The organism is Pseudomonas sp. H3_A02 (assembly GCF_054671965.1).
Map to the genome: position 1 here is coordinate 765,408 of NZ_CP162807.1, position 13,465 is coordinate 778,872.

Annotated in this window: 10 protein-coding genes; all 10 read right to left on the bottom strand. The window is 61.8% G+C overall.

From position 1 onward, the window contains the following. Positions 1–169: 169 nt before the first annotated feature. The 10 genes from AB4N80_RS03210 to hutU all read right to left on the bottom strand — a co-directional run bounded on the left by AB4N80_RS03210 (position 170) and on the right by hutU (position 13,007). Positions 170–1,117, bottom strand: coding sequence for a choline ABC transporter substrate-binding protein (locus AB4N80_RS03210; protein WP_122565275.1), 948 nt, complete (start codon positions 1,115–1,117; stop codon positions 170–172). A 299-nt stretch (positions 1,118–1,416) separates the two neighbouring features. Next, on the bottom strand, positions 1,417–2,220 hold the full coding sequence (gene hutG, locus AB4N80_RS03215) for an N-formylglutamate deformylase (RefSeq protein WP_122565274.1): 804 nt from the start codon (positions 2,218–2,220) through the stop codon (positions 1,417–1,419). Between the two features lie 11 nt (positions 2,221–2,231). Further along, complete coding sequence (hutI, locus tag AB4N80_RS03220) at positions 2,232–3,434, bottom strand: imidazolonepropionase (protein WP_460080657.1); 1,203 nt, start codon at positions 3,432–3,434, stop codon at positions 2,232–2,234. Between the two features lie 127 nt (positions 3,435–3,561). Next, positions 3,562–5,094, bottom strand: coding sequence for a histidine ammonia-lyase (hutH, locus tag AB4N80_RS03225; RefSeq protein ID WP_460080659.1), 1,533 nt, complete (start codon positions 5,092–5,094; stop codon positions 3,562–3,564). A gap of 117 nt (positions 5,095–5,211) precedes the next feature. Next, positions 5,212–6,735 carry a histidine ammonia-lyase gene (gene hutH / locus AB4N80_RS03230; RefSeq protein WP_354338163.1) on the bottom strand — a complete coding sequence of 508 codons (1,524 nt, stop codon included), beginning with the start codon at positions 6,733–6,735 and terminating at the stop codon, positions 5,212–5,214. Between the two features lie 175 nt (positions 6,736–6,910). Continuing rightward, positions 6,911–7,741 (bottom strand): quaternary amine ABC transporter ATP-binding protein, encoded by an 831-nt coding sequence (locus AB4N80_RS03235; RefSeq protein WP_050586211.1) that lies wholly within the window; start codon positions 7,739–7,741, stop codon positions 6,911–6,913. Continuing rightward, positions 7,738–8,589, bottom strand: a complete 852-nt coding sequence (locus AB4N80_RS03240; RefSeq protein ID WP_460080664.1) for an ABC transporter permease — start codon at positions 8,587–8,589, stop codon at positions 7,738–7,740. The genes AB4N80_RS03235 and AB4N80_RS03240 overlap by 4 nt, the downstream gene beginning before the upstream one ends. Positions 8,590–8,659: 70 nt before the next feature. Then, positions 8,660–9,628 carry an ABC transporter substrate-binding protein gene (locus AB4N80_RS03245; RefSeq protein ID WP_014336129.1) on the bottom strand — a complete coding sequence of 323 codons (969 nt, stop codon included), beginning with the start codon at positions 9,626–9,628 and terminating at the stop codon, positions 8,660–8,662. 70 nt (positions 9,629–9,698) lie between these two features. Then, positions 9,699–11,165, bottom strand: coding sequence for a purine-cytosine permease family protein (locus tag AB4N80_RS03250; RefSeq protein WP_122565269.1), 1,467 nt, complete (start codon positions 11,163–11,165; stop codon positions 9,699–9,701). Between the two features lie 153 nt (positions 11,166–11,318). Next, a complete protein-coding gene (gene hutU / locus AB4N80_RS03255; RefSeq protein ID WP_460080667.1) occupies positions 11,319–13,007 on the bottom strand; it encodes a urocanate hydratase in 1,689 nt (562 codons plus the stop codon). Positions 13,008–13,465: the final 458 nt, after the last annotated feature.

Consider the following 13,465-nt stretch of genomic DNA (forward strand, 5'->3'; position numbering starts at 1 on the left):
CCTATTAAAATGTGGGAGCAAGGCTTGCCCGCGATGGCAGTGGTACATCCAATCGTTATGTCGACTGACACATCGCTATCGCGGGCAAGCCTTGCTCCCACAGATAAATCATTCCACCACAGATAAATCACTCCATCACAGATAAATCACCCCGCCGCAGCTAGGTAGGTCATTTTTTGAGACTGGCCTGCACCGCCGCTACGCCATCCTTGCCATCAAAGCTCGTGATGCCAGCCAGCCAGCGCTGCAAATCCTCGGGATGCTCGCGCAGCCATTGCCGGGCGACATCCTGGGGTGTCTTGCGCGCCATGATCGGCACCATCAACTGACTCTCCTGGGCAGCGGTGAAGGTGAGGTTTTCCAACAGCCGGTTCACATTCGGGCACCGCTGTGCATAGTCCGGCGCTGTTACGGTGGACACGGTCGCGGCGCCTTCGTTCGGGCCGTAGACGTCCTCGCTGCCAGTCAGGTACGTGATATTCATATTGATGTTCATCGGGTGCGGGGTCCAGCCGACGAAGACCACGAACTCCTTGCGGTTCACCGCCCGCTGCACCGCCGCCAGCATCCCCGCTTCACCGGACTCGATCAGTTTGAAGTCCTTGAGGCCGAAGTGGTTGGTTTCAATCAGGGTCTTGATGGTGGTGTTGGCGCCGCTGCCCGGCTCGATGCCGTAGATCTTGCCGCCGAGCTGATCCTTGAACCGGGCGATGTCGGCAAAGGTCTTGAGCCCCGCCGCCGCCACGTAATCCGGTACGGCCAATGTAGCCTGGGCGTCGGCCAGGCTTGGTTTGTCCAGCACCTTCACCTGGTTGGCCGCCAGGAACGGCGCGATGTTCTTGTCCATCGCCGGCTTCCAATACCCCAGGAAGATGTCGAGCCGCTTGTCGCGGATGCCGGCGAAGATGATCTGTTGCACGGCGCTGGTCTGCTTGCTGTCGTAGCCCAGTCCGGTGAGCAGCACATCGGCCATGCCGCTGGTGGCGATCACATCGGTCCAGTTGACCACGCCCATGCGCACGGTCTGGCAGGACGCAGGCTCGGCGGCCATCGCGCCGGTGCTCAAGATAGCGGTACCGCAGAGGATCGACAGACAGCCTTTGAACAGTCTTTTCATCGGGGGAGGTCTCGTGCGGCAGCGGGATTATTGTAGGTCGGTGTCTTGGCGCACCGTGACCGGAACATTACGCAGCGTCGAGGGGGCGAAGGTGAACTGTGGCGACGCGGTTTTGCACGGTGGCGACAGTTTCCGCCCGAGGCTCAAGAACAACACAAACCTGTAGCGAGAGGATCTGTGGGAGCAAGGCTTGCCCGCGATGAAGACACCGCGGTTCCCCTGAAACCGAGGCGCCTGTATCGCGAGCAAGCTTTGCTCCCACAGGTAAGTCCCCTCGCTCCAGGAGTATTGGTAGGCCTTTATTTCTTGTAAGCCTGCTGCCCCCACGCCAACAAACCTTCCAGCAATTCCCTGAGCACCACCTGGGTCGGCGCCGCCAGATCCGGGCGGTAGTTGAACGGTTCGAACTCTTCCATGTAGGTGCTCTGGCACAGTTCCAGTTGCACCGCATGGATGTCTTCGGCCGGGTTGCCATAGTGCCGCGTGATGTGGCCACCCTTGAAACGCCCGTTGAGCACGTGGGTGAACTGACCATGGCGGGCGCAGATGGCTTCGAGTTTACTGGCCAAGGTCGGATCGCAACTGGCACCGTTGAACGTTCCGAGGTTGAAGTCCGGCAGTTTGCCGTCGAACAGGTGCGGGATCATCGAGCGAATCGAGTGGGCATCGAACAGCAAGGCATAGCCGAACTCGGCCTTGAGCCGTGCCAGTTCCTGCTGCAGTGCTTGGTGGTACGGCATCCAGACCTGTTGCAGATACGTCGCCCGTTCCTCGGCCGACGGTTCCAGCCCTTCGCGAAACAACGGCACGCCATCGAACAGCGTCGCCGGGTACAACCCAGTGGTGGCGCCGACGTACATCGGTTTGTCATCGGAGGGGCGATTCAGGTCGACGACGAACCGCGAGTACTCCGCGGCCAGGGTGCTGGCGCCCAGCTCATTGGCGAATTCATAGAGCTTGGGAATGTGCCAGTCGGTGTCCGGCAGGCTCTGGGCTTCGGGGATCAACCCAGCCTTCACCGCCGGCGTCAGGCGCAGGCCGGCGTGGGGCATGCTGATCAACAGCGGCACACGCCCTTGCTTGAAATTCAGGACCTTCTCCACAACCGTTCTCCTCAATCGATTTCCACGCCGTGACGCACGACGCGTTTTTCCAGATCGCCACCGAGCCAGTACGCCAGGTCGGCCGGGCGGTCGATGTGCCAGGCGACAAAGTCCGCGACTTTGCCGACTTCCAGCGAACCGTGGGTGTCAGCCATGCCCAAGGCCTGGGCCGCATGAATCGTCGCCCCCGCCAGGGCTTCTTCCGGGGTCATGCGGAAACAGGTGCAGGCCATGTTCAACATCAAGCGCAATGACAATGCCGGCGAGGTGCCGGGGTTGAGGTCGCTGGCCACGGCGATTTTCACCCCGTGCTTACGCAGGGCATCCATAGGCGGCAGTTGAGTTTCGCGCAGGAAATAAAACGCCCCCGGCAGCAACACTGCCACGGTGCCGGCCTCGGCCATGGCCTTGGCATCGTCCTCGGTCATGAACTCCAGGTGATCGGCCGACAGCGCCTGGTAACGCGCCGCCAGGCTGGAACCGTGCAGCGACGACAGTTGTTCGGCGTGCAGCTTCACCGGCAGCCCCAGTTGTTGTGCGGTGATGAACACACGCTCGACCTGGGCCGGGGAAAACGCCAGGTATTCGCAAAAGGCATCCACCGCATCCACCAGCCCCTCGGCCGCCAGGGCCGGCAGCATCTCGGTGCAGATGTGTTCGATGTAGTCATCGGCGCGATCTTTGTATTCCGGCGGCAAGGCGTGGGCCGCCAGGCAGGTGCTGCGTACGCTGACCGGCAACTCGGTGCCAAGGCGACGGATGACTCGCAGGATCTTGCGTTCGCTGGCCAGGTCGAGACCGTAGCCGGACTTGATTTCCACCGTGGTCACGCCGTCGTGCATCAGGCTTTGCAGGCGCTTGGCGGCACTGGCGAACAGCTCGTCTTCACTGGCGGCGCGGGTGGCGCGCACGGTGCTGGCGATGCCACCGCCGGCCGCCGCGATCTCGGCGTAGCTGACGCCTTGCAGGCGCTGTTCGAACTCACCGCTGCGGTTGCCGCCAAACACCGTGTGGGTGTGGCAATCGATCAACCCCGGCGTGACCCAGGCGCCCTTGAGGTCGTTGACCGCCGGGTAGTCACCCGTCGGCAGTTCGGCACGCGGGCCGATCCAGTGAATGTGCTCGCCCTGGGTGACAATGGCCGCGTCTTCGATGATCGAGTAGACGCCCTGGGCCATGGTGGCGGCGTGGCAGTTTTGCCAGAGGGTTTTCATCCCGAGTCTCCTCGTCTCATTCAAAATCGATTCGCGAGCAGGCTCGCTCCCACAAGGGCCAGTGTGTATCCCAAATGAATGTTCAACCCCTACCCCTGTGGGAGCGAGCTTGCTCGCGATGAGGCCCTTACAGGCTCGGCAACAACTGCGCCGTGACCAATTCATTCAGGCAACGACTGGCCAACAATTCAGTAGCCGCATTGATGTCCGGCGCAAAGAAGCGGTCCTTCTCATAAAACGGTACTTCTGCACGCAGCAGTGCCCTGGCCTGCTCCAGTTTGACGGAGGTCTTCAAACCGCCGCGCAGGTCCAGCCCCTGGCACGCCGCGAGCCATTCCACCGCCAGAATCCCACGGGTATTTTCGGCCATTTCCCACAGGCGCTTGCCGGCGGCCGGGGCCATGGAGACGTGGTCTTCCTGGTTGGCCGAGGTCGGCAGGCTGTCCACCGAATGGGGATGGGACAGCGCCTTGTTTTCACTGGCCAGGGCCGCAGCGGTGACCTGGGCGATCATGAAGCCGGAGTTCACCCCGCCATTGGCCACCAGGAACGGCGGCAGTTGCGACATGTGCTTGTCCATCATCAACGAGATACGACGCTCGCTCAGGGAGCCGATTTCGGCAATCGCCAGGGCCATGTTGTCGGCGGCCATCGCCACCGGTTCGGCGTGAAAGTTGCCACCGGAAATCACGTCACCCTCGGCGGCGAACACCAGCGGGTTATCCGACACCGCGTTGGCCTCGATCACCAGCACCTCGGCGGCCTGGCGGAACTGAGTCAGGCAGGCGCCCATCACTTGCGGCTGGCAGCGTAAGGAGTACGGGTCCTGGACCTTGTCGCAGTTCTGGTGCGATTCGGAGACTTCGCTGCGCTCGCCCAGCAGATCGCGGTAAGCGGCGGCGGCATCGATCTGGCCTTTCTGGCCGCGCGCGGCATGGATGCGCGCATCGAATGGCGAACGCGAGCCGAGCACCGCTTCCACCGTCAGGCTGCCCAGGGCCAGGGCGCCGGCAAACAGGTCTTCGCCTTCGAACAGGCCACGCAGGGCAAATGCGGTGGACACCTGGGTGCCGTTGAGCAGTGCCAGGCCTTCTTTGGCGGCCAGGGTCAGCGGCGCGAGGCCAGCGACTTTCAGGGCATCGACAGCCGGCAGCCATTCGCCTTTGTAGCGGGCCTTGCCTTCACCCAGCAGCACCAGGGACATGTGAGCCAGCGGTGCCAGGTCGCCGGAAGCACCGACCGAACCTTTCAGCGGAATGTGCGGATAGACCTCGGCATTGATCAGCGCAATCAGCGCATCGATCACCTGCCGGCGAATGCCCGAAAAACCCCGGCTCAGACTGTTGACCTTGAGCACCATGACCAACCGCACCAGCGCATCGCTGATCGGCTCGCCCACACCGGCGGCATGGGACAGCACCAGGGAGCGCTGCAGGTTCTCCAGGTCTTCGCTGGCGATGCGGGTCGAAGCCAGCAGGCCGAAACCGGTGTTGATGCCGTACGCAGTACGGTTCTCGGCCAGGATCTGCTCGACACAGGCGACGCTGGCTTCGATCTGCGCCGACGCGCTGGCGTCGAGGCTGAGGGTCACGGGTTGCTGATAGATGTCACGCAATTGAGCCAAGCTCAATTGGCCGGGAATCAGGTTTAAGGCAGTCATGTATTGCTCCTTTTGAGAGTTTTGTTTTTTCACCCGCCAGTCGCTCCGGAATGTTCCGTTATCCGTCACCCTCGCCTTTTGGGCGATGGATGCCTTGGCACGCCGGCGGTTTTTTGATCAATTCAAATTCGGTAAAGCATCGTGCAGCACGGTTGGATCTTTAAGCAGCGCCGCAGCACTGGCGATGTCCGGCGCCAGCCAGCGGTCCTGGTCGTAGGCCGGTACGCGCTCGCGCAGCAGCTTCCAGGCGATGTCGGTGCCGGCGCCGAAGCGCTGGGCCTTGAGAAACTCAAAGGCCTGAGCCGCCAGCAGGTATTCGATGGCGAGGATCTGCGTGCAGTTTTCCAGCGCCCGGTGCAGCTTCAGGGCCGCGTTGGTGCCCATGCTCAGGTGATCTTCCTGCAAACCGGAGGTGACGAAGTTGTCCAGCACCGCCGGTTGCGCCAGTTGCTTGTTCTCCGCGCACAGCGACGCGGCGACATATTGCACAATCATCATCCCCGAGTTCACGCCGGGGTTGGCCACCAGGAAGGCTGGCAGGCCGCTGACGTGGGGGTTGATCAAGCGGTCGAGGCGACGCTCGGCGATGGAACCGATCTCTGCCATGGCAATCGCCAACAGGTCCGCCGCCAACGCCACCGACTGGCCGTGGGGATTGGCCTGGGACATGACCCGGAAATTCTCCGGCGTACCCAGCAGCAGCGGATTATCGGTGACCGCGTTGAGTTCGGTTTCGATCTGTTGCCGGGCGTGGGCCAACTGATCGCGAGCGGCGCCGTGCACCTGGGGAATCGAACGGATGCTCAAGGCGTCCTGGGTACGGATGCCCAGGCTCGCGGCGATGACCTCGCTGCCATCGAGCAATGCCCGTAAATTAACGCCGACCTGCTGCATGCCCGGGTGCGGCTTGAGGGCAATGACGTCGGCGTCGAACGCGGCAATCTGGCCGCGCTGGGCCTCGAAGCTCATGGCGCCGATCACGTCGGCCCATTGCACCAGGCGCGTCGCATCGGCCAGGGCTAGGCAGCTCAGGCCGGTCATGCACGGCGTGCCGTTGACCAGGCACAAACCGTCCTTGGCCCCCAGTTGCACCGGTTGCAAACCCTCTGCCGCCAAGGCCTGTTGCGCCGGGACTATTTGTCCGCGGTAGCTGACCTGGCCGACACCCAGCAGTGCGATGCCGATGTGGGCCATGTGGGTCAGGTAACCCACCGAACCTTGGGATGGCACTTGCGGTGTGATACCGCGATTGAGCAGCGCCAGCAACGCCTCGACCACTCGGCGATGGATACCGGACTTGCCCTGGCTGTAGTTGAGGATGGCGGCGCAGATAATCGCCCGGGTCTGCTCATCGGAAAGCACCGGGCCGACGCCACAGGCATGGCTGAGCAGGGTGTTGCGCGACAGCTGGCTGAGTTGTTCGTCCTTGAGCGAGACATTGCACAAGGCCCCCAGGCCGGTGTTGACGCCATAGGCGCGCTCGCCGCTTGCGACGATGCGCTGGACGATGGCCTGGGCATTGTCGATCCGTGCCCAGGTCTGGGTCGACAGCTCGAGCACAGCGCCGAAGCGGGCGACGGCGACGACGTCCTGCCAACGCAATGGAGCGCCGGTGATGATGATTTTTTCAGCCTGGGACATCTAAAGCCTCATGCACATAAAGTTGCCAATAACATTTGTGGCAAGGAGCGGACATCTGTGGGAGCAAGGCTTGCCCGCGATAAAAACAACGCGGCCTCTCTGGAACCGAGGCGCCTGTATCGCGAGCAAGCTTTGCTCCCACAGATAAATCCCCTCGCCACAACTGAGTTCAGCCTTACACCACCGCAGCCCGCCGCTGCACAAACCGATCGACATACTCATCCGCCGGCGAGTGCAGGATCTCTCTCGGCGTGCCGACCTGGATCAGCTTGCCGTCCTTGAGAATCGCAATACGATTGCCGATGCGCACGGCCTCATCGAGGTCGTGGGTGATGAAGACGATGGTCTTGTGCAGGGTCTTTTGCAGTTCCAGCAACTGGTCCTGCATTTCCGCGCGGATCAGCGGGTCGAGGGCGCTGAAGGCTTCGTCCATCAGGATGATGTCGGTGTCCGCCGCCAGGGCCCGGGCCAGGCCGACCCGTTGGCGCATGCCGCCGGAGAGCTGGTGCGGGTATTTGTTCTCGTAGCCTTTCAGGCCCACGGTGTTGATCCAATGCAGCGCGCGCTCGGCGCATACCTGCTTGCTCTCACCGCGCACTTTCAAACCATAGGCGACGTTGTCCAGCACACTCTTGTGGGGCAACAGGCCGAAGCTCTGGAACACCATGCTGATCTTGTGCCGGCGAAACTCGCGCAGGGCGTCCATGTCCAGTTGCAGGATGTCTTCGCCGTCCACCAGGATCGCGCCACTGGTAGGGTCGATCAGCCGGTTGAAGTGGCGCACCAACGTGGACTTGCCGGAACCGGACAGGCCCATGATCACGAAGATCTCACCGGTGCCGATGCTCAACGACAGGTCGTTCACACCGACCACGCAACCGGTTTCCGCCAGCACCTGGTCCTTGGTCTTGTTCTGGCGGATCAGCTCCAGGGCTTCCTTGGAGCGATTGCCGAAAATCTTGAAGACGTTCTTGACTTCGATCTTGCTGATGGCTGCGTTGCTCATTTGCTCACCTCATGCCGAGGACGACCATAGGCCTGGGTAATGCGGTCGATGACCACGGCGAGAATCACGATGGCCAGCCCCGCTTCCAGGCCGCGTCCAACGTTGAGGGTCTGGATGCCCACCAGTACGTCTTCACCCAGGCCTCGGGCGCCGATCATCGAAGCGATGACGACCATCGACAAGGCCATCATGGTGGTCTGGTTGATCCCGGCCATGATGCTCGGCAGGGCCAGGGGCAGTTGCACGCCGAACAGCTGCTGCCAGCGGTTGGCGCCGAAGGCGTTGATGGCTTCCATCACTTCGCCGTCCACCTGGCGGATGCCCAGGTCGGTCAGGCGAATCAACGGCGGCGCGGCGTAGATCACCGTGGCGAAAATCGCCGGGACCTTGCCCAGGCCGAACAGCATCAACACCGGAATCAGGTACACGAAGCTCGGCATGGTCTGCATGATGTCCAGCATCGGCATCAGCACCGAACGCAGGCGATTGCTGCGCGCCGAGAGGATGCCCAGGGGAATGCCGATCAACACCGAGATCAGCGTCGCCACCAGCATCAACGCGAGGGTCTGCATCAGTTTGTCCCACAGGCCCACCGCGCCCACCAGGAACAACAGGCCGACGATCACCGCCGTGGTCACGACCTTGCGGGTGGCGTGCCAGGCAACGCCGCCGACGATGGCCAGCATCAGCCACCAGGGCGCCATGCGCAGCACACCTTCGAGGTTGACGATGGCCCACAGCAGGGTGTCGGAGATATGCCGGAACACATCGCCATAGTTGGTCACCAGGGAGTCGACCCAACCGTTGACCCAATCGGCGATGGAGAAGGTAAAGCTTTCGGGAAACATAAGAGACTCTCGATCAAGTGGATGCGGTGAACGTCCCGGCCAGCCCTAGGGTTGGCCGGGGGTATTCGACCTACAGAGCCGCGTCGATTTTCTTGGCAGCGTCTTCACTGACCCAGGCGTGCCAGACTTCAGGATGTTCCTTCAGGAAGATCTTCGCCAGTTTCGGCGACTCGATCCGCTCCTTGGCCATACGCCCGAGGTTCTGGTTCAGGATATCGATGGGCAGGTTGACCTTTTCCAGCACCGCCACCAGTTCCGGGGCTTCGTCGTGGAAGGTCTTGGACAGGCCGACCTTGATGCTTACGCTCTTATCCACGCCCGGTTTTTCTTCCAGTTTCACCAGGTCCACCTGGCCCATCAGCGGCGTTGGCGACCAGTAGTAGAACAGGATCGGCTCGCCACGCTTGTAGCTCGACAACACCGCCGCATCCAGGGCCGGGCCGGTGCCTGGACGGAAGTTGGTGTAGGTTTTTTCCAGGCCGTAGCTTTTCAGCATTTCGCTGTTGTCCAGCTCGCAGGTCCAGCCGGCCGGGCAGTTGTAGAAGCGGCCCTTGGACGGTTCTTCCGGGTCCTTGAACACGGCAGCGTATTGGCCCAGGTCGGCAATGTTCTTCAGGCCCGGGGCCTTGGCTTCGAGCTTGCGCTTGGCGTCGCCTTCAACCACGTAGCGTGGCACGTACCAGCCCTCGATGGCGCCCACGACCGGGGCACCGACGCCGACCACCTTGCCGGCTTTCTCGGCCTTGTTCCACACCTCGCTGCGGCCGACCCACTCTTCGGCGAACACCTGGATGTCGTTGCTGCTCAGGGCGTTTTCCATGGTGATGGAGTTGCCCGGCAGGCTGTCGGTCTTGCAGTCGTAGCCTTTTTCCAGCACCACTTGCAGGACGTCGGTCAGCAGCATGCCGCTTTCCCAGTTCAGGCCGGCGAACTTCACCGGTTTACCCGACTCGCACCAACCCGCCGCTTGCGTGGCGCCGGCGCTGGCCAGCAGGCCCATGGAAAGCAATGTGGTCAGCAGGGTCTTGTTCGACTTCATTATGTGACGCTCCTAATCAGTTGGATTGGCTTACGGCAGTCAAGAGGCATCCAGCCCTGTCAACGTCCCATCAGACCGCTTGGATGCGGCCCGCCCTGCTCGGTTGTGCGTCAACCGCGTCCTGCTCGAGCGGCAGGATCAATTGATCGGGTACTGCGCTGTGCCACTTCTTGGCGAGGACGAAATACAGCGCCGCCGGGACCACCAGGCCGATGATCCAGGAGATATCCACACCGCCCATGGCTCCCACCAGCGGACCGGTATAGAACTTGGTGGCGATGAACGGCAATTGCACCAGCACACCGAAGACATAAACGCTGATGCCGAGGGCATTCCAACGACCGTAGCGACCGTTCGGGTCGGCCAGTGCCGGCACGTCATAGCGCTCGCGCGTGATGCAGTAGTAATCCACCAGGTTGATCGCGCTCCAAGGCGTAAAAAACGCCAGCAAGAACAAGATGAAGGACTTGAACGCCCCGAGGAACGAGTGCTGGCCGAGCAGCGCGATCAGGGTCGCAGCGCCGACGATGACCAGCACGAAGATCAGCCGCTGCAAACGCGTGACGTTCAGGTGCCCCCGGAAACCGCTGATGATGGTGGCAATGCACATGAAGCTGCCGTAGGAGTTCAGCGTGGAGATGGTGACCTTGCCAAACGCGATGCTGAAGTACAGCAGCGCAGCGGTGGCGCCGGTACCCCCCAGGCCCACGATGTAGGCCACTTCGTGACCGGCGAATTGCCCATTGGCCGAGGCGGCGGCAAACACGCCGAGGATCATCGCCACCTGTGCGCCGATGACTGAACCGGCGCCTGCGGCAAAAAAGGTTTTCACCGAGGACGTCTTGCTCGGCAGGTAACGCGAATAGTCAGCCACGTAGGGGCCGAAGGCGATCTGCCAGGAGGCCGCGAGCGACACCGCCAGCAGGAAACTGCTCCAGCTGAAATGGCGGATCTGCAGGAGTGCGCCAACGTCCGTCTGGCTGATCAGTCGAGCGAACAGGTAAACAAAGGCAATCACACCGATAACGCTGGCGACACGGCCAATGAAGTGAATCACCCGATAACCGAGCACCGTGACCAGCACGATGACACTGGCGAAAATGAGGATGCCGACACTGTCGCTGACGCCAAACAACTGGCCCAGCGCCTGGCCGGAAAGCACGGTTCCCGTCGCGGTGAAACCCAGGTACATCAGGCACACCAGCACGATCGGGATGGCCGCGCCATACACACCAAACTGCACCCGGCTGGAGATCATCTGCGGCAGGCCAAGCTTGGGCCCTTGGGCGGCATGCAACGCCATGACGCCACCGCCGAGCACTTGGCCGATCAGCAAACCGATCAACGACCAGAACACATCACCGCCCAGCACCACCGCCAATGCACCGGTGACAATGGCCGTGATTTGCAGATTGGCCCCCATCCAGAGAGTGAACTGGCTCAACAGCCGACCGTGTCGCTCCGCTTCCGGGATGTAGTCGATCGAACGTTTCTCGATCAACGGCTTGCTGCTTGCGCGTTCGCTGGTGACAGCCATGGTTCAACCTCTGGTGGATTGTTCTGGAATTCATTGGCTCTGCAATTTCCCTGTGGGAGCGAGCTTGCTCGCGACAGCGATGGGTCAGTACCCGCTCCATCGACTGACACACCCTCATCGCGAGCAAGCTCGCTCCCACATGGGCTTCAGGGGTTACTTGCCGGTGATCATCGGCAGGTTCAGCCCCTGTTCCTTGGCGCAATCAATGGCGATCTGGTAACCGGCATCGGCATGGCGCATCACCCCGGTGCCCGGGTCGTTGTGCAGTACGCGAGCAATACGCTCGGCCGCTTCGTCGGTACCGTCGCAGACGATCACCATGCCCGAGTGCTGGGAGAAGCCCATGCCGACGCCGCCACCGTGGTGCAACGACACCCAGGTCGCGCCGCTGGCGGTGTTGAGCAAGGCGTTGAGCAGCGGCCAGTCGGAAACAGCGTCGGAGCCGTCCTGCATGGATTCGGTTTCACGGTTCGGGCTGGCGACGGAACCAGAGTCGAGGTGGTCGCGACCGATGACAATCGGCGCCGACAACTCGCCGCTGCGCACCATTTCGTTGAAGGCCAGACCCAACTTGGCGCGCTGGCCCAGGCCAACCCAGCAGATACGTGCCGGCAAGCCCTGGAAGCTGATGCGCTCGCGGGCCATGTCCAACCAGTTGTGCAGGTGGGCGTCGTCCGGGAACAGTTCCTTGACCTTGGCGTCGGTCTTGTAGATGTCCTGGGGGTCACCGGACAGCGCAGCCCAACGGAACGGGCCGATGCCACGGCAGAACAGCGGACGGATATAGGCCGGGACGAAGCCGGGGAAGTCGAAGGCATTTTCGACGCCCTCTTCCTGGGCCATCTGGCGGATGTTGTTGCCGTAGTCGAAGGTCGGCACGCCCATTTTCTGGAAGGCCAACATGGCTTTGACGTGGACGGCCATCGATTGCTTGGCGGCCTTCACCACGGCAGCGGGCTCTGTCTTGGCACGGGCACGGTATTCGTCCCAGGTCCAACCGGCCGGCAGGTAACCGTTGAGGGGATCGTGGGCGCTGGTCTGGTCGGTGACCATGTCCGGGCGCACACCACGACGGACCATTTCCGGCAGGATTTCGGCAGCATTCCCGCACAGCGCGATGGAAATGGCCTTGCCTTCGGCGGTGTATTTCTCGATACGCGCCAAGGCGTCGTCGAGGTCTTTGGCTTGCTCGTCGACGTAGCGGGTTTTCAGACGGAAATCGATGCTCACCTGCTGGCATTCGATGTTCAGCGAGCACGCACCCGCCAGTGTCGCGGCCAGGGGTTGTGCGCCGCCCATGCCACCCAAGCCGGCGGTCAGGACCCAACGGCCCTTGAGGTTGGAGTCGTAGTGCTGGCGACCGGCTTCGACGAAGGTTTCATAAGTGCCCTGCACGATGCCCTGGCTGCCGATGTAGATCCAGCTGCCAGCGGTCATCTGGCCGTACATGGCCAGGCCCTTGGCGTCGAGTTCGTTGAAGTGCTCCCAACTGGCCCAGTGCGGCACCAGGTTGGAGTTGGCGATCAGTACGCGAGGGGCATTGCTGTGGGTCTTGAATACGCCCACCGGCTTGCCGGATTGCACCAGCAGGGTTTCGTCGTCGTTCAGGTTGGTGAGGCTTTCGACGATCTTGTCGTAGCACTCCCAGTTACGCGCCGCGCGGCCGATGCCACCGTAGACCACCAGCTCCTTGGGGTTCTCGGCCACTTCCGGGTCGAGGTTGTTCATCAACATGCGCAGCGGCGCTTCAGTCAGCCAGCTTTTGGCGGTCAGCGTGTTACCGCGAGGGGCGCGAATTTCAACGTCACGGTATTTTTCGGGTTTACGGGTAGCGTCGGTCACAGCAAAAACTCCTCAGCGATCAATCCAGACCAGCCCGGGCAGTGGGCAGCGATTTTGCGAACGTTGCGTTGAATATCGGTGACTCATACGCATACGTCTTTACTTGTATGTACAAGCATATGCAATCAAGCGGCCAACTTGTTGGAGGTGATGCTTAGGAACGGCTGGGGAATTGGCTGAAAGCCCTGTAGTTGAAGGGTTACCGAGCCGTATGAAATTTTTTAAGAGGGCTTTTAAGGGGGAGATCAGAGGGACAAGAAAGCGTGGTATTGCGCCACGCTGGGGCATTCGGTAACAAGTTAGTGCGCAGAAGAAACAGTAGGCAGGCACCTTGTGGAGAGGGGATTTATCTGTGGGAGCAAGGCTTGCCCGCGACGCAGGCGACTCGATTTTCTGGCAGACCGCATCGCCTTCATCGCGGGCAAGCCTTGCTTCCACAGGGTACTCAAGAAGCTGAA

Bases quoted from the DNA above. Each gene is read 5' to 3' on its own strand.
- AB4N80_RS03210 (WP_122565275.1), bottom strand. From the start codon at position 1,117: ATGAAAAGACTGTTCAAAGGCTGTCTGTCGATCCTCTGCGGTACCGCT.
- hutI (WP_460080657.1), bottom strand. From the start codon at position 3,434: ATGAAAACCCTCTGGCAAAACTGCCACGCCGCCACCATGGCCCAGGGC.
- hutH (WP_460080659.1), bottom strand. From the start codon at position 5,094: ATGACTGCCTTAAACCTGATTCCCGGCCAATTGAGCTTGGCTCAATTG.
- hutH (WP_354338163.1), bottom strand. From the start codon at position 6,735: ATGTCCCAGGCTGAAAAAATCATCATCACCGGCGCTCCATTGCGTTGG.
- AB4N80_RS03235 (WP_050586211.1), bottom strand. From the start codon at position 7,741: ATGAGCAACGCAGCCATCAGCAAGATCGAAGTCAAGAACGTCTTCAAG.
- AB4N80_RS03240 (WP_460080664.1), bottom strand. From the start codon at position 8,589: ATGTTTCCCGAAAGCTTTACCTTCTCCATCGCCGATTGGGTCAACGGT.
- AB4N80_RS03245 (WP_014336129.1), bottom strand. From the start codon at position 9,628: ATGAAGTCGAACAAGACCCTGCTGACCACATTGCTTTCCATGGGCCTG.
- AB4N80_RS03250 (WP_122565269.1), bottom strand. From the start codon at position 11,165: ATGGCTGTCACCAGCGAACGCGCAAGCAGCAAGCCGTTGATCGAGAAA.